This is a genomic window from Streptosporangium brasiliense (assembly GCF_030811595.1).
GTDB lineage: Bacteria > Actinomycetota > Actinomycetes > Streptosporangiales > Streptosporangiaceae > Streptosporangium > Streptosporangium brasiliense.
Map to the genome: position 1 here is coordinate 5,613,101 of NZ_JAUSRB010000002.1, position 20,270 is coordinate 5,633,370.

Annotated in this window: 20 protein-coding genes; 7 read left to right on the forward strand and 13 right to left on the reverse strand. The window is 68.6% G+C overall.

The window, feature by feature from the left end; all coding sequences use genetic code 11:
• Positions 1–338 precede the first annotated feature (338 nt).
• The 6 genes from J2S55_RS34180 to J2S55_RS34205 form a co-directional block, all read right to left on the reverse strand.
• Positions 339–1,562 carry a serine hydrolase domain-containing protein gene (locus J2S55_RS34180; protein ID WP_306869397.1) on the reverse strand — a complete coding sequence of 408 codons (1,224 nt, stop codon included), beginning with the start codon at positions 1,560–1,562 and terminating at the stop codon, positions 339–341.
• Positions 1,563–1,588: 26 nt separating this feature from the next.
• Entirely contained in the window at positions 1,589–3,826 is a 2,238-nt protein-coding gene (locus J2S55_RS34185) for a heavy metal translocating P-type ATPase (RefSeq protein WP_306869398.1), read from the reverse strand.
• 37 nt (positions 3,827–3,863) lie between these two features.
• A complete protein-coding gene (locus J2S55_RS34190) occupies positions 3,864–4,868 on the reverse strand; it encodes a DUF8832 domain-containing protein (RefSeq protein WP_306869399.1) in 1,005 nt (334 codons plus the stop codon).
• Positions 4,865–5,077: a heavy-metal-associated domain-containing protein gene (locus tag J2S55_RS34195; protein WP_306869401.1), complete on the reverse strand. Its 213-nt coding sequence runs from the start codon at positions 5,075–5,077 to the stop codon at positions 4,865–4,867. Before J2S55_RS34195 ends, J2S55_RS34190 begins: the two co-directional genes overlap by 4 nt.
• 13 nt (positions 5,078–5,090) lie before the next feature.
• Positions 5,091–5,372 (reverse strand): metal-sensitive transcriptional regulator, encoded by a 282-nt coding sequence (locus J2S55_RS34200; RefSeq protein WP_306869404.1) that lies wholly within the window; start codon positions 5,370–5,372, stop codon positions 5,091–5,093.
• A 451-nt stretch (positions 5,373–5,823) separates the two neighbouring features.
• Positions 5,824–6,171, reverse strand: coding sequence for a nitroreductase family deazaflavin-dependent oxidoreductase (locus tag J2S55_RS34205; RefSeq protein WP_306869407.1), 348 nt, complete (start codon positions 6,169–6,171; stop codon positions 5,824–5,826).
• Between the two features lie 224 nt (positions 6,172–6,395).
• Here J2S55_RS34205 and J2S55_RS34210 point away from each other — a divergent pair, with 224 nt between their 5' ends.
• Entirely contained in the window at positions 6,396–7,010 is a 615-nt protein-coding gene (locus J2S55_RS34210) for a TetR/AcrR family transcriptional regulator (RefSeq protein WP_306869409.1), read from the forward strand.
• A 198-nt stretch (positions 7,011–7,208) separates the two neighbouring features.
• On the opposite strand, the gene J2S55_RS34215 is transcribed toward J2S55_RS34210, so the two are convergent.
• Entirely contained in the window at positions 7,209–7,847 is a 639-nt protein-coding gene (locus J2S55_RS34215) for a TetR/AcrR family transcriptional regulator (protein ID WP_306869411.1), read from the reverse strand.
• A gap of 87 nt (positions 7,848–7,934) precedes the next feature.
• Here J2S55_RS34215 and J2S55_RS34220 point away from each other — a divergent pair, with 87 nt between their 5' ends.
• The 3 genes from J2S55_RS34220 to J2S55_RS34230 all read left to right on the forward strand — a co-directional run bounded on the left by J2S55_RS34220 (position 7,935) and on the right by J2S55_RS34230 (position 10,964).
• Positions 7,935–8,771: an NmrA/HSCARG family protein gene (locus tag J2S55_RS34220; protein WP_306869414.1), complete on the forward strand. Its 837-nt coding sequence runs from the start codon at positions 7,935–7,937 to the stop codon at positions 8,769–8,771.
• 509 nt (positions 8,772–9,280) lie between these two features.
• Entirely contained in the window at positions 9,281–9,577 is a 297-nt protein-coding gene (locus J2S55_RS48655) for a helix-turn-helix domain-containing protein (RefSeq protein ID WP_442480493.1), read from the forward strand.
• A gap of 469 nt (positions 9,578–10,046) precedes the next feature.
• On the forward strand, positions 10,047–10,964 hold the full coding sequence (locus tag J2S55_RS34230) for a CHRD domain-containing protein (protein ID WP_306869416.1): 918 nt from the start codon (positions 10,047–10,049) through the stop codon (positions 10,962–10,964).
• 466 nt (positions 10,965–11,430) lie between these two features.
• Here the strand turns inward: J2S55_RS34230 and J2S55_RS34235 are convergent, their stop codons facing one another.
• The 3 genes from J2S55_RS34235 to J2S55_RS34245 all read right to left on the reverse strand — a co-directional run bounded on the left by J2S55_RS34235 (position 11,431) and on the right by J2S55_RS34245 (position 14,333).
• Entirely contained in the window at positions 11,431–11,859 is a 429-nt protein-coding gene (locus J2S55_RS34235; protein WP_306869418.1) for a hypothetical protein, read from the reverse strand.
• Between the two features lie 76 nt (positions 11,860–11,935).
• A complete protein-coding gene (locus J2S55_RS34240; protein ID WP_306869420.1) occupies positions 11,936–12,988 on the reverse strand; it encodes a hypothetical protein in 1,053 nt (350 codons plus the stop codon).
• A gap of 529 nt (positions 12,989–13,517) precedes the next feature.
• Entirely contained in the window at positions 13,518–14,333 is an 816-nt protein-coding gene (locus J2S55_RS34245; RefSeq protein WP_306869423.1) for a hypothetical protein, read from the reverse strand.
• A gap of 682 nt (positions 14,334–15,015) precedes the next feature.
• Here J2S55_RS34245 and J2S55_RS34250 point away from each other — a divergent pair.
• The 3 genes from J2S55_RS34250 (at position 15,016) to prfH (ending at position 18,088) form a co-directional block, all read left to right on the forward strand.
• Positions 15,016–15,465 carry a hypothetical protein gene (locus tag J2S55_RS34250; RefSeq protein WP_306869426.1) on the forward strand — a complete coding sequence of 150 codons (450 nt, stop codon included), beginning with the start codon at positions 15,016–15,018 and terminating at the stop codon, positions 15,463–15,465.
• A 776-nt stretch (positions 15,466–16,241) separates the two neighbouring features.
• The gene (locus tag J2S55_RS34255) at positions 16,242–17,432 is read left to right on the forward strand and encodes an RNA ligase RtcB family protein (protein ID WP_306869428.1); all 1,191 of its coding nucleotides are present in this window, start codon (positions 16,242–16,244) and stop codon (positions 17,430–17,432) included.
• Positions 17,429–18,088, forward strand: coding sequence for a peptide chain release factor H (prfH, locus tag J2S55_RS34260; protein ID WP_306869430.1), 660 nt, complete (start codon positions 17,429–17,431; stop codon positions 18,086–18,088). The genes J2S55_RS34255 and prfH overlap by 4 nt, the downstream gene beginning before the upstream one ends.
• Before the next feature lie 513 nt (positions 18,089–18,601).
• On the opposite strand, the gene J2S55_RS34265 is transcribed toward prfH, so the two are convergent.
• Genes J2S55_RS34265 through J2S55_RS34275 form a run of 3 tightly spaced genes read right to left on the reverse strand, consistent with a single transcriptional unit; the run spans position 18,602 to position 20,099 of the window.
• On the reverse strand, positions 18,602–18,952 hold the full coding sequence (locus tag J2S55_RS34265; protein WP_306869433.1) for a DUF3703 domain-containing protein: 351 nt from the start codon (positions 18,950–18,952) through the stop codon (positions 18,602–18,604).
• A complete protein-coding gene (locus J2S55_RS34270) occupies positions 18,949–19,680 on the reverse strand; it encodes a cation efflux transmembrane domain-containing protein (RefSeq protein WP_306869436.1) in 732 nt (243 codons plus the stop codon). Before J2S55_RS34270 ends, J2S55_RS34265 begins: the two co-directional genes overlap by 4 nt.
• A complete protein-coding gene (locus J2S55_RS34275; RefSeq protein WP_306869439.1) occupies positions 19,677–20,099 on the reverse strand; it encodes an ArsR/SmtB family transcription factor in 423 nt (140 codons plus the stop codon). Before J2S55_RS34275 ends, J2S55_RS34270 begins: the two co-directional genes overlap by 4 nt.
• Between the last annotated feature and the right edge of the window lie 171 nt (positions 20,100–20,270).

Here is a 20,270-nt window from a genome sequence, read left to right on the forward strand (position 1 = left end):
TTATCCCTCGCACACAAACAGTTCGATGGGCAGCGGAGCTTGCGACCGGACTCCCGCGTGCTCAACGAGCCCTCAGGTGCTCCTCGCATCCCACTACGGCATCATTCGCCACTGTAGGAAATGGTATGACCCTTACAGCCCACTTTACTGATCAACACGCGGTGTCGGAGGGTCGTATGAGCACCCCATCGGCGAGTTGCTGAGTCGTCGGTGAGTTTTCCGGGCCGGCGCACCACGGGGCCGCCCACCCGGCTGCCCACCCGCCCACCCGGTCGGACGGGCGGGGTGGGCGGCCGGGCCGGTGGCGAGGAAGCCGGCCCGCCCATCGGTCCGGCCTTTCAGTTGCCGAAGGCGGCGAGGGACAGGCGCTGGGCCACCGCCAGGGCGCCGTTGGCGGGGGAGGAGGTGCCCATCGAGTAGACCGCGCGCCGGGCGAGGTCACGGGAGGCGAAGACACCGCTGCGGTAACCCGGCTCGGAGCCCATCTTGCCCCACAGGAGCGAGCCGTCGGGCAGCGGCACGGACATCAGACCGACGCTGAAGCAGACCGTGCCCTTGCCGGGGCCGGTGTTGCAGACGGAGTCGTCGGCGTACGGCAGCGCCTTGCCGTCGGCGCCCTTGGGCACGGCGAACAGCTCCGCGGCCTGTGCCGGGCGCAGCAGCCGGCCGTCGAACAGGCCGGAGATGAAGCGGTCCAGGTCGCCCGTGGTGGAGGTCATGCTGGCGGGCAGCCCGCCCTGCACGTTGACATCGACCAGCTCGCCATTGCTCCTGGGCAGGTAGCCGGGCAGGTACGGCCGGGGCACGGGCGTGCTGCGGCCCGGCACGGCGGCCCTGCTCTGCCGCATCTTGAGCGGCTTCAGGATGCGGACGGTCACCTCGTGCTGGTACGAGTGCCCGGTGATGTCTTCGATGAGCTTGCCGGCGACGCGGTAGCCGAAGGAGTTGTACTCCTGCCGGCTGCCGGGGCGGAAGCGCGGGCCGGGAGCCGGCCTGCCCTCGGGGTGGAGCGTCTGCTGGATCACCTCGTCGAAGGTGAGGTAGTCGAGGCGGCGCTCGATCTCCTCGTCCGGGGAGGTGGCCGGGGCGCCCTCGAAGTCCTGGGGCAGGCCGCTGGTGTGATTGAGCAGCTGCCGTACGCTGATCGGCTCCTTGAACCGTTCCTCCGGCAGCAGCCCGGGCAGGTAGTGCTGGACGCTCTGGTCCAGGTCGACCCGGCCCTCGGCGGACAGTTGGAGCAGGATCACCGCCTCCATGGCCTTGCTGATGCTGCCGATCTGGAAATGAGCGTCGCGGCTGATGCGCTTACCGGTGACGAGGTCCCCGGCCGTGCCCCGCCACCGCTGCCCGTCCCTGTGCACCTCGGCCACGACGCCGGCGATGCCGTCACCCGGGCGCGTGGTGATCGCCTCGCGCAGGGCGGCACGGTCCAGGCGGGTGGCGGGCTCGGCGGTGGCGGCCTGCGCGGGGGCGACGACACCGAACGTCACGGCGGACCTGAAGCGCTCGGCCTCGCCGCGCTGATCCGACTGAACACATGCCGAGGTGGCCGGAGCCGTCATCGGCCCCGGCCACCTCGGTGGTTCCGCTATTTGAAGCTGCGCAGCCTGAGGCTGTTGCTGACCACGAAGACGCTGGAGAACGCCATCGCGGCTCCGGCGATCATCGGGTTGAGCAGCCCCATCGCGGCCAGCGGCAGCGCGGCCACGTTGTAGGCGAAGGCCCAGAACAGGTTGCCCTTGATGGTGCGCAGCGTCCGGCGCGACAGCCGGATCGCGTCCGCGGCGACCCGGAGGTCGCCTCTGACCAGGGTGAGATCGGAGGCTTCGATCGCGGCGTCGGTGCCGGTGCCCATGGCGAGGCCGAGGTCGGCCTGGGCGAGCGCGGCCGCGTCGTTCACACCGTCGCCGACCATGGCCACTGTCCTGCCCTCGGACTGCAGCTTCTTGACGACGTCCACCTTGTCCTTGGGCAGCACCTCGGCGATCACCTCGTCGATGCCGACCTCGGTGGCCACGCTCCTGGCGACGGCCTCGTTGTCGCCGGTGAGCAGCACCGGGGTCAGGCCCAGCGCACGGAGCTGCCGGATGGCCTCGGCGGAGGTGGGCTTGACCACGTCGGACACCACCAGGACCGCGCGAGCCTTGCCGTCCCAGCCGACCGCCACAGCCGTACGGCCGGCGGCCTGAGCCGCCTCCAGGGCGCGCTCGAGGTCGACGGGCAGGTGCTGGGACCATTCGGCGAGCAGCTTGGGCCTGCCGACGAGGACGGCGTGCCCGTCGACGATGCCCTGCACCCCGAGCCCTTCGATGTTGGCGAAGTCCTCGGGAGCGGGCAGGGCGCCGACCCGCTCGGCCGCGCCCCGGGCGATGGCCTGCGCGATGGGGTGCTCGGAGGCGTGCTCCAGGGCGCCGGCCAGGCGCAGCACCTCGTCGGTGTCCTCGCCGTCGGCCACATACGTCTCGACCAGCGTCATCTTGCCCTCGGTGACGGTGCCGGTCTTGTCCAGCACCACGGTGTCCACCTTGCGGGTGGACTCCAACACCTCGGGGCCCTTGATCAGGATGCCGAGCTGGGCTCCCCTGCCGGTGCCCACCAGCAGGGCGGTGGGGGTGGCCAGGCCGAGCGCGCACGGGCAGGCGATGATCAGTACGGCTACCGCCGCGGTGAAGGCCGCTCCCACGCCGTCGCCGGTTCCCAGCCAGAAGCCCAGGGTGCCGAGAGCCAGCGCGATGACGATGGGGACGAAGATGCCGGAGACGCGGTCGGCCAGGCGCTGCACCTGGGCCTTGCCGGTCTGCGCGTCTTCCACGAGCTTGGCCATCTGGGCGAGCTGGGTGTCGGAGCCGATCCGCGTGGCGCGGACGACCAGGCGGCCGCCCGCGTTCACGGTGGCGCCGGTCACAGCGTCGCCCGGCCGTACCTCCACCGGGATCGACTCGCCGGTCAGCATGGAGGCGTCGACGGCCGAGGTGCCCTCCGCCACCACGCCGTCGGTGGCGATCTTCTCGCCCGGCCGTACCACGAACCGGTCGCCTACGGCGAGCTGGTCGGTGGGGATGCGGACCTCGGTGCCGCCGCGGAGCACCGCGACTTCCTTGGCGCCCAGCTCCAGCAACGCCCGTAGGGCGGCTCCCGCCCGGCGCTTGGAGCGGGCCTCGAAGTAACGTCCGGCCAGGATGAACGCGGTCACGCCGGCCGCGGCCTCAAGGTAGATGTTGCCCGAGCCGTCGGTCCTCGCGATCGTGAACTCGAACGGGTGGGTCATTCCGGGCGTGCCCGCCGTACCAAAGAACAGCGCCCACAGCGACCACCCCAGAGCGGCCAACGTGCCCAGGGAGACCAGCGTGTCCATGGTCGCCGCGCCGTGACGCAGATTCGTCCACGCGGCCTTGTGGAACGGCCAGCCCGCATAGACCACGACCGGCGCGGCCAGCGTCAGCGACAGCCACTGCCAGTTGGTGAACTGCAGCGGTGGGATCATCGCCATCGCGATCACCGGCACCGCCAGGACCAACGAGGTGATCAGCCGGTTGCGCAGCGGCCCGAGTCCGTCCTCGGGCTCCTGCGGCTCGGCCTCCGCCTGTGGCGGCCTGGGCAGCTCGGCGGTGTAGCCCGCCGACTCCACGGTGGCGATCAGCTCCTGCGGGTCCACTCCTTCAGGAAAGGTGACCTTCGCCTTCTCCGTCGCGTAGTTGACCGTCGCGGTCACGCCCTCGAGCTTGTTCAGCTTGCGCTCGATCCTGTTGGCGCAGGACGCGCAGGTCATGCCACCGATCGATAGTTCGACGGCGCTTTGGGGCTTGTCGTCGGTGAGGGGGGACATCGCCTCTCCTTTCTCGGCTTTCTCGGCGTCCTGCGGATCAGTGCTTGTGGCCGCCGTGCCCGCCGGACTCCGCGGCGCTCGGCGTGGGCTCCGCGGCGGGGGTCGCCGCCTGCCCGGTGCCGAGTGTGAAGTCGGCGGTGCGGACCTTGCCTCCGTGCTGGAAGTCCAGGAAGAGACGGTAGTCGCCCCGGCTGGGCACCTCGGCGTAGAAGACGATCTCCGGCCCTGGCTGGGTCCTGCCGTCGCCGGGCTCGCCGTCGGGGTGCACGTGGAGGTAGGCCAGGTCGCTGCCGCGCAGAGCGACGAGGTGGCCGTAGGCGCCGAGGTAGGGCTGCAGGTCGGTGACCGGCTTGCCGTCCTTGCTCACCGTGAGGGTGAGCTTGCTCGCCTGGCCGGGGACCAGGTCGCCGTCAAGGGTGACGGTGTAGCCGTCGACGTCTGCCGTACGGCTGGCGGCGGGAAGCGGCCTGGGCGTGTATTCGCCTGCCACGAGCAGGTCCGCGCCCAGCGTCAAGGCGCTGCCGCCGGTGGGGGCGAAGTCGGCGAAGGCACGGTAGGCGCCCGCCTCGGGCAGCGTCAGCTTCACCGACCACACGCCGCCACCGGCCTCTACCGGGTGCAGGTGCTGGAAGGTGCCGAGATCCCTGGACACCACGATGAAGTGGAGCTTCTTGTCGTGCTGCACCTGGTAGTCGGTCACGGTGCTGCCGTCCGGGCCCGTCACGGTGAACTGGAAATCGGTGGGCACGCCGGGCTTGATCGTGCTGGTGATCGGGTTGAGGGTGTAGCCGTTCTCTGACACTTGGAGCCCCCCAGGGGTATTTTCGGACGCTGTCTCTTCTGGCTTGGCGCTCGCGGTGTGCGTTCCGCCGGTGTGCGTGCTTGCTGGTTGACTGCTCCGGGTGTGACCCGGGGCCTCGCTGTGGCTGGTGGCCTGGGGTGAGGCGCCGACCTCGCCGACCGCGCTGCCCACCCCCAGGGCCCCGCCGAAGACGACGGCAAGACCCAGGGCGTAGGCGCCGAGCTTGGTCGGGGTGTTCACGGCTGATCCGCCACTCCGTATCCGGCCGCCTCGACGGCGGCGGCGATCCGGCCGGCTTCGACGGGGGCGTCGCTCTGGACCGTCAGCAGGCCGGTGGCCAGGTCAACCTCGACGCCTGTCACTCCCGTGACTTCGCTGACCTCTTCCTTGACCGAGCTGACGCAGTGGCCGCAGGTCATGCCCGTGACGGTGTAGGTGGTGGTGGCCATATCGATAACTCCTTCAGGAACGGACAAGCCGTGCGATGGCGTCGGAAGCTTCTTTGATCTTGGCCTGCGCCTCGGGGCCGCCCTTGACGGTGGCCTCGGCGACGCAGTGAGCCAGGTGCCCTTCGAGCAGGGACAGGGCGAAGGACTGGAGGGCGCTGGTGGCGGCCGACACCTGGGTGAGGATGTCGATGCAGTACTTGTCGTCCTCGACCATCCGCTGCAGGCCCCTGGCCTGCCCCTCGATCCGGCGCAGCCGCCGGAGGTGATCGTTCTTGGTGCCGGTGTGTCCAGCCATCGCCCCGTCCTCTCGCTCGGTACTGCTCACTATAACACCATACCCCCCTATGGTATTTCCTGATCCTGTCCGGAATGTCTGGGCGTGCGCGGCGCGCGGAAACGGCCCTCCACTCGGGGTGGCGTCATCAGTGGTGAAGTGGCCGTGAGGGATCGGCATCGCCGCCGCCGTCCCCGAACGCGTCGGCCGGCAAGCCGGCCGCGGCCGCAGGGGCGGCCGGGGCGGACGGCCACCCCGCTCCGACCCGCCCGTCCATGGTGTCGGCGGCGACATGCCGCTGGGCGCCGATGCCGTCCTCGGCGAGCTGTCCGTAGCGGTGGCCGAGGCTCCGCGCCGGACGTCGATCATCAGCCTGCGGCCGGGTCCGCGCACGTCAGCCTGCGGCCGGGTCCGTGCGCGTCAGTCTGCGGCCAGGTTCATGCGCGTCAGTCTGCGGCCAGGTCCGTGCGTGTCAGTCTGTGACCAGGTCCATACGGAGGAACTCGGTGATGCGGAGCAGCCTCGGCGGGCGTGCCACCTCATCGGGGAGGGCCTGAAACGCCTCTTCTCTCCCGACGAGGCGTGGGGCGGCGAGTTCCACCTCCCTCCCGTCGACCCGGAGCCGCGCACCGTCGGCTGCCAGGACGTTCTGCACCCAGTCCGAGCGCGATCCATACACCAGGACGAACAGGTAGCCGCCGTCGACAGGATGCGCATCGAGCGGCGTGCGGTACGTCACGCCAGAAACGCGACCGACGTGCATCAGCACCGGCCACGTCCCGCCCGCGATCGCGCGAGGGTTGAACACCCTCTTGTTCACGTGCCCCCACCATCTCGGCATCGGCATCGGGATCTCCTCTCGCCCCGGTGGGGCGTGTCGTAGGTCGGACGTCCGTCGCGCCCCAGCCGATGCCGGCCCGGGAGGGCTTACACCAGTAAGGCGGCTTACGCTCGTAAGGCTGTCTTACGCTTGTAAGGTTGTCAATCCGCCCACACTTCGGAGCCGTCGTGTCACCACCACCGCAACCGCTCAGCAGGGCTCTCGTGCTGGAAGCCGCCATCCGGGTCGCGGATCGCGGTGGCGTGGAGGCGATCACGATGCGACGGGTGGCGCAGGAACTGGGTGTGGAGGCGATGTCTCTCTACCACCACGTACCGAACAAGGACGCGATCCTCGACGGCGTGGTCGACATGGTGTTCGCGGCGATCAAGCTACCCGGCTTCGGGTGCGACGATTGGCGCGACGCGATCCGTGCGCGCGCTTCCTCTGCGCGCGCGGTTCTGTCGCAGCACAGCTGGGCTCTCGGCCTCATGGACTCCCGTCGCAACCCGGGGCCGGCGACGCTACGCCACCACGACGCCGTCCTCGGTGTTCTCCGGGAGGCGGGGTTCACGCTGCCGATGGCCGCGCACGCTGTCTCGCTCATCGACAGCTACATCGGCGGGTTCGTCCTCCAGGAGGCGAACTTGCCGCTGACGACGCCGGACGATGTCGAGGAAGTGGCCGGCGGTATTCTCGCGCACCTGCCGGCGGACGAGTTGCCGTACCTTACGGAGATGATCGTCGACCACGCTCTGCGGCCGGGCTACGACCACACGAGCGAGTTCGGCTACGGCCTGGACCTGATTCTGGATGCGCTCGAAGCCCGCCGGAGGTAGCGCCCTCGACGCCGCCACGTGAGACTCACCTTGCCTCTCCCCGGAAGCGCTCGCAACGGGGACCGGCGGCATGCCCAGATCCGGCGTCCTCCTCCCGGCTGTGGCCCCAGCCGCCATCCGGCAGCTCGATCTTGTTCCCGGAGCACCGAGCCGGGCTCTCTCCCCGCCGCGGACCCGGGCGCCGCCGGCTGTTGCTCATCAGGTGTCCCATAGGGCCTGGTAGCGCTGCACGCTGGGCGGCCCGCCGGGCAGCGTGCCGGTGTTGTGGGCTTTCAAGCCGTCCAGGGCGATGGCCAGCAGCCGGGAGCGGATCTCTTCCTCACCCTGCCCTGGCGGGGCTGGGACTGTGCGGCTGAACTGGCCGATGAGCAGGGAGATGTCCATGGTGGACACGTCCGTGCGAAGCACGCCGGCGCGGTGAGCGCGGGCGATGAGTCCGTCGGCCAGGCACTGGGCTCGCTGGTTGGCCTGCCGCATCTCGGGTGTGACGTCGATGGCACCGGCCAGCGGGGCCAGGACGCCGAAGCCGAAGGCCACGCACTGCTGGATGTAGTGGGTCAGTCCTTGCCAGGGGTCCTCATGGGCCAGGCCGTCCTGAGCGGCAGCCGAGACGCGTTCCATCGAATCGACGCACAGACGTTGGAGGAGTTCTTCCTTGGTGCGGTAACGGCGGTACAGGCTGCCCATGCCCACACCCGCGCGCTCGGCGACGGCCGCGACGGGCGCGTCGAACCCCTGAGTGGTGAACACGTGGCGGGCGGCCTCGATCAGTGCCTGGTCGTTGCGGGCTGCCAAGGCCTGCGGGCCTCGCCTGCGCGGCGTCACGGGGTCGGACATGGATCCAGGATACCAATTGCGGAGCGCTCCGCTCCGAGTTACATTACTCGGAGCAAAACGCTCCGAGTAATAGGCGGTTGTCCCACCATGTCTGCTTCCCGTGTTGTTCTCGTCACCGGCGCGACCGGTAATCAGGGCGGAGCCACTGCCCGCCAACTGCTGGCCCGCGGCTGGACTGTCCGCGCGCTGGTGCGTGATGCGAGTAAACCCGCGGCTCAAGTGCTGCGCGACCAGGGTGCCGAACTGGTCCAGGGCGATCTCGACGACCCCCGCTCCCTGCGGGAGGCGATGCGTGGCGTGTACGGCGTGTTCAGCGTCCAGGCGCTGGCCTATGAGCCCGAGACCCTCGCCGCCGAGGTCCGCCAGGGCAAGACCGTGGCCGACATCGCCCGTGACAGCGGCATCGCCCACCTGGTCTACAGCTCCGTCGGCGGCGCCGAACGCCACACCGGCATCGACCACTTCGAGAGCAAGGCCGAGATCGAGCGGCACATCCTGGCCCTCGGCGTGCCCGCCACCATCCTGCGGCCCGTGTTCTTCATGAACAACCTGCTGCACTACGCCGACGCCGAAGGCGAGCGGCTCCTGTCCCTGCCGGTCAAGCCGGACAGGCCGATGCAGTTCATCGCCGGCGACGACATCGGAATCTTCGCCGCGGACGCCTTCGACAACCCCGGGCAGCTCATCGGCAGGCAGATCGAACTCGCCGGCGACGAGCTCACCTTCCCCGAGGTCGCCCAGATCTACGAGCGCGTCACCGGCACCCCGACCAGGTTCGAGGCGCTGCCGATCGATGAGCGCATGTTCGAGTGGTTCGCCGAAGAGGGATACCAGGCCGACATCGCGACCCTGCGCCGACAGCACCCGGAACTGCTGACGTTTGAGCAGTTCCTCACCCGGCGGTTGGGCACGGGCCGACCCTGACCGTCACCCGGCTCAAGCCCCTCAGGGCGCGGAGACGCTCTGTCCGGTTGCTACGCCACCCTCTGTATCCGCCTGTATCTGCGCGTACGTCTCTCCGTACACTCACCTGTACGCCGACAGAGCACGATCAGGCCGGCTCGTATCGCCCAAGGCGGCGGCGCAGCTCCACGTTCTCCCCTTGAACCACTTCCGATGCCCCGCGCAGCTCCGCAACCTCACGGTGCCGAGCGCGTCGTTCTTCCTCAAACTTGCGCGCGAGCACTCGCACGGCAGCCGAGACGCGTTCCACCGAATCGACGCACAAATGTTGGAGGGGTTCTTCCTTTGAAGTGTTAATTTACCCGCGATCTAAGATAACGGCCATCGTTGCGGCCAGGGCGGAAATGGTCGCGCCAAGGCGTGATCACGTTGCATCGCGTCCTTGGGGGTAAAGTCCTCGATTGATCCTACGTCATCGTTCCCGACCCAGCCTTCGGGCGAGATTATGCCTCTTGTGCCGCCGGATCTGATTGCAGCCGGACAGAAGTCCGCGGCATTCAGAAGCGGGGCCCGGACGCGCACGGCTTCATCGAGGACCAGCGCTGTACGCCGGCGGGGTCGCCGATCTGATCGCCGAGCTGTTTCACATCCGCGACACCCCGCGCGGGGTGTCGTATCTGCTGCACCGGATCGGCTGGAGCCCGCAGGTGCCCCTGCATCGGGCGGTCGAGCGCGATGAGGGGGTGATCGAGCAGTGGATCGTCGAGCAGTGGCCGGCCATAGAAGGGCGGCGCTCGACCTGGGGCCTGGCTGTGCTGGGAAGATGAGGCCGGCCAAGGCCCGCACTTGGGCACCGCGCGGCCGTACCCCGATCGTGCCCGTGACCGGCAAGGGATGCGGTCGCATCTGCCTGGCCGGGCTGGTGTGCGCCAAGCCTGGACGACGCAGCCGGCTGATGCATCGGGCCGGATGATGTCGAGAACCTGCTGCGTCAGAGGAACGGCGACGCCTCCGGATCCGCAGCGGCCCGTCCGGCATTGCCGCTCTGCCTGCTGGGATTGCCCCGTTGTTCGGCCCAGCTGGAAGGTGACCACCCGGGCGGAACGGAATGGAACGCAATGTAATGACTTGAAGATGAAGGATCTGCTTTTTATGGGTGCATAAGTCACCTTCTTCTTTCAAGCGGATATCCCGTTTCGCTTTGGAGAAAAGAAAAGAAGGCCGAGGGATGCCTTACGGACAATCGGAGACCTCATCATGAGGGGAAGACGATCTCCAGATTTCAAAGGTGGTTCGATGTCGAGCAAAAGTGTGATCTTCGCCAGTGTCGTGCTGGCGGCCGCCTCGGTCACAGCCATGGGTGCGCCCGCCTCCGCGGCGCCTCCTGCCGGCACCTCGCCCGGTGGTGAGGGGGTGTATCTGGTGTCGAGCCTGCTGGGGCGCAACGAGATACCCGGTACCGGCGGTGCCGTGGGCGATCCGGACGGGCGGGCGGTCGGGGTGCTCAAGGTCAAGGGTTCGACCGTCACGTACATCCTGCGGTGGGAGGGCATCTCCCGGCCGACCGCGGCCCACATCCACGCGGGCGGAGCGGGGACCAACGGAGACGTGAAGATTCCACTGTTCACGTCGGAGCGGTACGGCCACACGGCGAAGGGCTCGGTGAAGGTCAAGGACCGCGCGCTACTGGCCGCGCTCGTCTCCGACCCGGCTTCCTTCTATACCAACCTCCACACCAATGAGTTCCGCGGCGGCGCCGTGCGAGGCCAGCTGCACAAGATAAGCCAGCCAATCGACGGAAACCGTCCGGTCGTCGATGTCGCCCCCGTTGTCAAGGGCGTGCAGATCTACGCCTGCACCAGGCAGGCCGACGGCACGTTCGCCTTCACACAGCACGATGTCTCCGCGCTGCTCAGGGGCAACATCCGGCACTCGTTCGTGCAGCCGGTCGCGGGGCCGCCGCAGTGGGTCGCGCCGGACGGCAGCGCGGTCACCGGCAGCGTCGTGCTCAGGACGCCCAACGGGGCCGGCAACATCCCCGAGCTTGACCTGCGGGCCACACAGACGGGGGAGGATCAGGGACGGCTGGAGGATGTCGTCGAGATAATGCGGCTCAACACCGTCGGCGGCACCGCACCCGCGGGCACCTGCGACCCGCAGGCCACCCCGACAACGGAGGTGCCCTACCAGGCCGACTACGTCTTCATCGGTTAGCCGGTGGTTTGCTGACGCGGGGCCGGCGCTGAAGGAGGTCGATGGAGAGGGGCGGCCGATGCCGTTCGGGGTGATCGTGGTGACGACCGCGCGGCATCCGTGTCCATCTGCGCCGGGCCCGTTGATGGACGGTCGGGGCCGTATCGTCACCGACGTTGGTGGAGACAGCCGGTCTCCGTACGACGTGGATCGGCCGGGGGACGTGGCCCGGCCACGAGTACGAGGCGGATCACGTCATCACGGACGTGCCCCAGGCGATGGAGATCCTGTACAGCGAGCGCGCTGACCGAGGGACCGCGCCGTAGTCCACGAGGAGTGCCGTACAGCAGCCCCGTACAGCAAACCGCCTTGCACGACCGCACCCCACCTACCGCTTGACCAGGACATGAGCCCGCCGACCTGGGACGCGCCGTTCACTCGCGATGAAAGGGTTCGAGGCTAAGAAGATGGGGTGCGGGACCTCCTGCTACTTCGCGCGTACGGTCACCTCTGCTCGTCGGGCTTGAAAGACCAGACGCAGTGTGAAGGTGCCCAATGTGAACAGGTCGGCACCGTCCCAATCGAAGTGTTCGACTTGACCAGCGGGAGCGGCCGGCTGGGCGGTCACGCAGGTATGACCTTCCCGGTCCTCACGCCACTCGACGAGGTGAACATCCTCGAACCGGAAGACCACGACAGGGGTCTCGGACAGCTCGGACGGAGTCCACCGCGGATCGTGGAGGAACTCCAGCCACAACACCGGCGGCCTGCCGGGCTGATAGGTCAGACACTTGAAGTCGGTGTCGTGGAGGTAGACATGAGCGTTCTTCTCGGTCCGGAACTCGTACAGCCCTGATTCGGGGGTGACGCCACGATCTCTGTCCCCGGTCACGCCGGCGAACTCGGTCACTGACATGAGGACATGGTCCTACAGACGAGAACGACCTCAGCAGGCCCCAAGCGGTGACAGCAGCGCCGGCAGTGGTATCCATTCACCACCAGAACGGGAGGTTGGATCGATGGTCCTGCACGTCGTCGTAAACCGCGCGCAGCCATGGCTGACGAACCTCCGGCAGTCGTGCCAGCGCATGGAGGAACACCTGCCGGTCGAGCCGGAACGGGCTGGACGGCAGCGGCGGTGGAGGGTCATCGCGGTAGACGCCGTCGGGTAGCCCGCCCGACGCGGGACGGAGCCGCCGATTGCGGCTGAAGGCCATGTACATCCATACATCGGCAGCCAGCGGCACCGCCGCCTCCGTGCCGGACGACCATGTCTCCCCAGTTTGCGGGTGCTGCGGAACCAGAGCGATGTCCGTGACGGTGGCGGGCAGGCCCGGCCCGGCCAGGGCCAGGCTCCTCGTCGGCGGCTCAGCCGGGAGCAGGGCATCGAGCACCGGACGGAACGCATCGGCGACAGGGCCATCGGGAACCACGACCCGTGCACCGCCCGACGCGGCCAGCAGGTGGGCCAGCGCCACCGAGACCGCTGCCTCCCACACCGGGCTCCACACCCCGATCGGCTCAACCGGCGGTCTCCCCGGCTGTTCCCGTAGTTCCTCCCAGCTGAGCACTCGGCGGGCGGGCGCATCGACGTCGAAGAGACGTACGGCGCGCGGGTCCAGCCACACCACCTGCCAGTACGAGCAGTCGTCGATGAGGGTGGCCACGGCACGCCCGCACTGCGCGCACGCCAGGTTGGGACCGTTTCTGCTGTCCAGACCGCAGCAGAGGCCGTCGCACCGCTCCGGAATCAGAACGGTCCTGCGGACGTCGCCCAGCGCGACCGCGACCGCTCCCGGTGGCCCGTACGACAGGGCATAGGTCGGCGCGTACACGCCGCGGGCCTCTGCCTCCTCCGCGCCGATCTCCTCCCACCGCCGCCACGGCGGCCCGGAGGGTTCCGGGTCCACCGCGTAGGTCCCGGGCTCCATGAGCACGGGAAGTAGTTCGTGGCCGTACTTCTGATGGGCGTGAGCGGGGAGCGCGACCTGCGACACGGATAAGGTCAGCGAGGCATCACAGCCCGCACACGTGAACACGATCATGCGCCCTCCCACGTCACGGTGCTTGGATCATCTTGGCTCAGAGCCAATCCCGAGAGTCGCTCGACGCCGATTCAGCGAAAGGCCGCGCCGTATCTCACGAGGGATGAGGAGTGCCGTACAGCAGCCGATACAGCGACACCGCCTTACAGGATCATTCTCACCGACCCGCAATCACCATCTGAGCAGGGCGAGATGCCGTTGACGAGGCGTCTGCTCTTCCCTACGGATCAGAAGGTTCGAGTTCTCTCGGCCGCGCCACACGAAGAAGCCCAGGTCATCAGTCGATGGCCTGGGCTTCTTCGTGTTTCGAATCAGTCGCCGGCGTCCGGCTGTCGTCTGTTGACTCGGGTTGGTCGTGCCGTATACGTGCCGAAGTTCAGCCAAGGAGAGAGCACCCTCTGAGGCCGGCAACCGAGACCTTGCCGTGCATGAGGCGGTCACCGCTGCCGAGCCGGCTCATGAAGCTTCACGGAGGGTCGGTCACCGGAGTGGTACTTCACCCCTCGACAGCCAGGTTCAGGAGAGAGCGCTATTTGGGGGAATCCCTCCAGTCGTCCCGCCCCGCTGTCTCGTCGGCGGAAGGGGCGGGGATGTCGATCTCGGCGCCCCAACCGGTAAGGCGAGCGTCAACGACATGGAAATCCCGGACATTGGCGCCGTTGGCGACCCACTCGTTCCAAGAGGCCTGGACCCTGCGTACCAGCTGATCCTTGCCGAGCCAGAGCCGCCACGAGATCTTGACCTTCGCGTCTCTCCCGGTGGGCGGCTTTCTGCCGTACTCGTCGCGGAACCCGGGAGACGCCTTGTAGAGCTGGGCGTAGGTGATCGTCCCCTGGTGGATCGTGGTGCGGGTGCCGTCGTAGACGCCTCCCGGGCGTTTGGCCTCGGTCGTGGCCAGCACCGCCTGCAACGCGGCCGGATCACCGAGATCGATCCCACCGGCGGTCAGGAAGGGACGGGTCTCCTCGTCCTCGTAGAACAGGACCCAGGTTTTCCCCTCGGGAGCGGGACAGATCCAGCCCTGGCAGTACGTCCGACCCTTGAACGTGAGGAACCGTGCGGGAGGCTCGGGGACGTTGGATCCGGCGACGTCTCTGACATCGGTGGCCGTCACCCTGCCCTTGCCGAACTCGGCGCGGGTCTTCTGCCTGAAACTGTTTTTCTCCCCTTCTCTCCACCAGGTGGTGACCTCCGCCATGGTCACGCCCCGGTTCTCGACGAGCTGACGCCTGAGCGCGTCGACCGGGCCGGCCGGGGTCGTCTGAGCGTCCACAGCGGTGCCGAGCCCGGTGACCGCGACGGACGCGGTCACCGCGACGGCCATCGTGGCGATCCATCGCCTCATCCGAGCTGTCCTCTCTCGATTCCCCCACCGTGCCGGGAAGGCGCTGCTGATTTTCCCGGCCCGAGGTCTCTTTTCGATCACCGGATCGTGAAGAAGGCAAGCCGACCGGTTCGGCGGACGGCAATGGAGCATTCAGGAAAGGGTGGCTCTTGCTGACGTGCCGCCACGAATGGGTCACCAGCCCGATGAATCTGCTAACGCTGTTGCTAACGACATCCCTGGACATCGGTGCACGCCCCTGAAAGTCGATCAATCTGAAGCCGCTCAGCAGGTGCTTCTGACACCTGTGGACGCCAGCAAGCGATCTCGAACCGGCTATGGATCAGAAGGCCGAGACTGTGCATGCCAGTGAGTGACAGCAGCGCTGACAGCAACGTCCCCGCATACGGACTCACCCCGGCCGCCGCCCACCACCCTCTGACCACGGCATCCGCAGCCCGACGAGGACGATCGCTCCGCCTGAAAAGCGGAAGGTCGGCGGTCCGCCCCCGCCCCTGACCACCTCATAAAAGCAGCGAAAACGCCCGAGGCGATCATGGCCGGGGCTTTCTTGGTTCTGTTTGACGACAACGCTGGCGACAACGCGCCCCTGGGCACTGTGTGACTGATCTCTTTGTCGGCATCAACCGGTAGCGTCTCTCGTACTTCAGTGCAGGTGCGCCGTCGGCTGAGGAGAAGAGTCGTGGGCGGTTCAGCGTGGGCCTACTTCACGCCGTATCAACAGGACGTTTCGGTTGCGCTTGCGGCGGCTCACGAACGTGCCTTTCAGGAAGGCGACTACTTCTGGCTTTACGACGGACGCTGGGGATCTCCTCAGCGGCCTCGGCCTTCCACGGTGGAGGAGTTATGGCAGGACGAGGGTGTGCAGCATTCGTTCACTCATTCGGTGCTGGACGTCTTCGAGGTCCTGGGCGAGGGCGAAGAGCCTGAGGTCTGCGCAGCCAGGCCGCTTACCCCGGAGGAGACAACCAGATTGTTCGGCACATCGAAGCCGACGCGTGTCGACTTCGAGAGAGCGCATGATGAGGTGGACAGCGTGATTGAGGAGCGTGGCCACGCTTGTTACACCGCCTTGTATGACGAGCGGCGGCGACCGAGCGAGATCGCGTTCTGGGGGGTTACCGGGGATTGACCGAGCGGGAGAACGGGGCGCCTCGGAGCATCAGGCCCGAGGCGTTTCGATCAAGATCTCTATCAGCCGAGAGCGTCCCCGGGCCTGCCTGGGGCTGCGCGCTTGTCGCCGAGGGAGGCGGGGGCATAGACCGTCATGGTTACCTCGATGTCGGAGTGGCCGACGATCTCCGGACGATGTGCGGAGGCACGCCCAGGTCGAGCAGCAGGCTGACGCAGGTGTGTCGAAGATCGTGAAGTCGTACGGTTCCGAGTCCGGCCGCGGTGCGAATCTCTGCCGGCTCCGTCGGAGGTTGTCCGGCTCATGGGCGTACCGCGAGGGGCTTAGCTCTTGACCTGGGGCTCAGCCCGCTCCCTTTTAAACGATCACATGTAGCCGATTGCCGTCATGTGCAGCCGTAGGTCAAAGGTCACGGGACAAGCATGGGACGATCTTGGAGATGTTCCGCCAGGTCGTCACCAGCAACTCAGCCATTAGCGGTACGAGTCGACGCCTTTCGCCGGCGCGATCTGACCATGAGGTCACGGCATGAGGGTGCGCGCATCCGCCGTGTTCTCCAGCGTGTCGACCACAGCAACGCACATGTCATGAGATGGCAGTGCGTGCAGGCATACAGGCCCGTACGACCGAAAACCGCTTGCCTCGCGTGGTGGGGCTCAGGGAACGTGGTGTCCATGACGCTCTGACGGACAGCACCCCGCCACTCCGAGATGCCACGGCGCCGACGCGCCCCGCAACGCTGTCAGCCCATACCCCTTTAAGGGAAGAGAACCTTTTTGTCTCAGCAACACTCCCGGCAGGAGTCCCCGCTGCCGTCCACCACGGCCATGGGTCCGGCCACCGTCACCGTGTTCGCCTCCCCCACGAGCTGGATCGAGTCCGACGCCCTCGCGCAGTGCCACCAGGTGGCCGCCCTCGATGGCATGATGCACGTCGCCGGCATGCCGGACCTGCACCCCGGCAAGGGCGCCCCCATCGGCGCCGCCATGGCGTCGACCGTGCTGTACCCCTTCCTGGTGGGCTCCGACATCGGGTGCGGCATCGCCGTGTTCCCCATGAAGCTCAAGCGCGCCGTACCCGAGAAGCTCGCCGCCCGCTTCCCCGACCTCGATCGCGCGCTGGATCCCGAGCAGGATGCCGACGACCCGGCCTGGGCCGTTGTGAAGGGCGATATCCCCGCCGGTCACGTCGAGGGCCTCGGGACGGTCGGCCGGGGCAATCATTTCGTCGAGCTGGCGCGGATCGGGACCGTCTTCGAGGCGGGCCACGCGAGCCGTCTCGGACTCGCCGACGGCGACCTGGTCCTCATCGTCCACAGCGGTTCCCGGGGGCTGGGCGAACGGATCCTGCGGGCGCACACCGCGGTCCACGGCGCGGGCCCCGCCCCTGATCCCGGCGCCTACCTGGCGATGCATGACGACGCCGTGCGCTGGGGATCGCTCAACCGGCGGTTGATGGCCGCCCGGGTCGCCCATGCCCTGGGGGCCGAGCCCGCCGAGCCGCTCGTCGACCAGTGCCACAACCTGGTCGAGGTCCGCGACGGGGTCTACCTGCATCGCAAGGGGGCGGCGCCGGGTGACGGCCGCGACGTGCTCATCGCCGGTACGCGAGGCACCCCCTCCTATCTCGTGGCCGCCCATGCCGGGCCGGACGCCAACCATTCCGTCGCGCACGGCGCGGGCCGCAAGATGTCGCGTGCGGATGCCCTGCGCCGGGGCCGGGCCAAGCACACGGTCGAGGAGCTGCGCCGCACGCCGGTGGGCTCGCTGGTGGTGTGCGGAGACCGTCAGCTGCTCTTCGAGGAGGCGCCGACGGCCTACAAGCGCATCGAGCAGGTGATCGCCGACCTCGTCGAGCATGACCTGGCCACGCCTGTGGCCACCACGGTCCCTCTGGTCACCTACAAGACAGCCGATCTCGGATCCGCACCCCAGCGGGACCAGCGCCGCAAGCGAGGCCGGCGGTGAGCGTCCACCTGCTCCTGTCGGCCGGGCGTGGCCCGCAGGAGTGCGCCTGGGCGCTGGCCCGGCTGCTGCGCCGCCTGGAAGCCGACGCCGCCCGGCAGAACCTGGAAACCCGTCGGGCCCAGACCGTTCCCGGTGACCGGCCCGATACCTACCGATCGGTCCTGATCCAGATATCGGGAGCCGGTGCCGAGGCGTTCGCCGCCTCGTGGACCGGGACCCTGTGCTGGCAGGCCCCCAGCCCGTACCGGGCCGGCGCGGGCCGGAAGAACTGGTACGTCATCGCCCAACCGTGCCAGGTCGACACCCCGCGCACGACGTTCGCGGAGGCGGACGTCGACATCGTCGCCTGCCGTACCGGCGGTCCCGGCGGTCAACATCGAAACAAGGCCAGCACGGCGGTACGGGCGACCCACCGGCCCTCGGGGATCGTCGTCGTGGTCGACACCGAGCGGCACTTCAGCCTCAACCGCCGCATCGCCATGCGGCTGCTGCGACAGCGTATCGAGGACGGCGACGAGACGGCGGGGCGTGCCGTCACCACCGCCCGCTGGCGCGTCCACGATGAGCTCGTACGCGGCAACCCCATCCGTGTCGAACGTCCGGAAATGCCGAAGCAGGACCTGGCTCCGCAGGAACAGCCGCGTCGACGACCGTGACAGTCCACCCGGCCATGCCCTACCGCGGAAGGAGAATCGCACCCGACGGTAGGAGAATCGTCAGAGCAAAGCACGCACGGTAAGGACCACCGGCACGATCGCGGTAGCCCGGGCCGTGAGCAGCCCAAGGAAGCTCGCCGGGGGTGGACGCGACCGTGGAGGCTCCTAAGTCTGGAGCGCAGGGCCCATGGGCACAAGAAGCACTACGGAACGATGAGAACCAGTTAACGCCGGAAGTCCAGCTCAGAACGCCTTCTAAGGGATCACCGCAGGTCGGTCACCATGGCGGATCAGATCTGCTGACCTTTGAGCGGTTCCTCACCCGCTGGTTGGGCACAGGACGGTCCTGACCGTCGCCCGGCTCAAGCCCCTCAGGGCGCGGAGACGCTCTATTGCCCCGCGCAGTTCCGCAACCTCACGGTGCCGAGCGCGTCGTTCTTCCTCAAGCTTGCGCGCGAGCACTCTCACGGCAGCCGAGGACGAGGCGCCGGGCCCCTGATCTGTGGGCCGAGATCAGGCGGACTGCAGGAGTTCGGCCAGGTCGGCGGGTATCGGCATGGGCTGGGTGAGGCCGACGCGGGCGCGGCCGGTGTTGCCTTCGGGGTAGCGGCCGAGCGCGGAGCCCGGCGCGGCGACGACGATGCGCACCACCTGGCCGAACGCTTCGCGCCGGTCGCGCCGGCGGACGGCGAGGGCGAACATGGCGATGTGGTTGGCGGTGTGGGGCCAGGGCCAGGGCTGGGAGATGATGTGCGCCCGTTCCAGGTGCCGCCACCGGGCCTGGCCGTCGGAGGCGGTGCGGGCGGCGCGCATCTCGGCGCGGTAGGCGGCCCGTACGCGGGCGGGCATCGGGCGGCCGATCATCGAGAGGCCTCCTTGCCAGGTGAGCAGCAGCCGTCGGCGCAACCATCGGACTCAACGGCGCCGGCGGACGGGGTGGGCACGGCGGCGGGTACGGCGCAGCAGGCGTCCCCGCGCCAGGCTTCGCGGCCTTCCTTCACCGCGACGGCGGCGATGACCAGTGCGGCGATCGGGTCGGCCCAGGACCAGCCGAAGGCGCTGTTGAGCGCCAGCCCCACCAGCAGGACCGCCGACAGGTAGGTGCACAGCAGGGTCTGCTTGGAGTCGGCCACCGCGCTGGCGGAGCCGAGCTCGCGGCCGGCGCGCCGCTGCGCCGCCGACAGGAACGGCATGATCAGCAGCGATGCCGAGGCCAGGATCAGCCCGGGGGTGGAGGGGGCGGCCTCCCCGGCGCCGAGCAGCGCCCGGACCGCGTCGAAGCTCACGTACGCGGCCAGCGCGAAGAACGAGATGGCGATGATCCGCAGCGCCGTCTTCTCCCGCTTCTCGTGGTCGGCGGCGGAGAACTGCCAGGCGACCGCGGCGGCCGAGGCGACCTCGACGATGGAGTCCAGGCCGAACCCGATCAGCGCGGCGGAGGAGGCGAGGGTGCCGGCGGTGACGGCCACCACCGCCTCGATCACGTTGTAGGTGATGGTCGCCGCCACCAGCAGCCGGATCCGGTGCCGCAGCACGGCGCGCCGGGCCGGGTCAGGAGCCGGGCCGATGCCGGGCAGATTCAGGGCGCTCATGACAGCGGCTCCCCTCCGGCCACCAGCTCGGCGGCCGCCGCTGCCTCCGGGTCGTCGGCGTCCCCACCGGAGATGGGGCACAGCGTGACCGCGTGGCCGGTGGCGGCCAGCAGCTGCTCGGCGGAGGCCAGCAGGTCCATCAGCTCGGGCCGGGTCAGGAAGTAGAACGACTGCCGGCCTTCGGCGCGGTAGTCGACCAGGTCGCAGCCGCGCAGGCAGGCCAGGTGCTTGGACACCGTGGACTGGGCCAGGCCGAGCTGGGTGGTCAGGTCCACCACGCGGGCCTCGCCGCGCGCCAGGCGCTGCACGATGCGCAGCCGGGTCTCATCGGCCAGGGAGTGAAACAGCGCGGCCGCAGGGGAGATGCCGGCGGCGATGTCGGCGCTGACACACCGGCCCCCGTCAGAATTAATCGCCATTTGGCGATGATAGCCCGATTTAGTCATATAGGCGCAAGGGGCGATGCTCGGGTATCTGCCCGCTACGGTCACCTCCTGACGATCCAGGCGCTGCCGCGTGGCGGTCAGCAGGGCGCGCCCGAGAGGGGGCGCCTCATCCGCGCCGCCGGATCCCGTCCCCGCTGCCAGAAC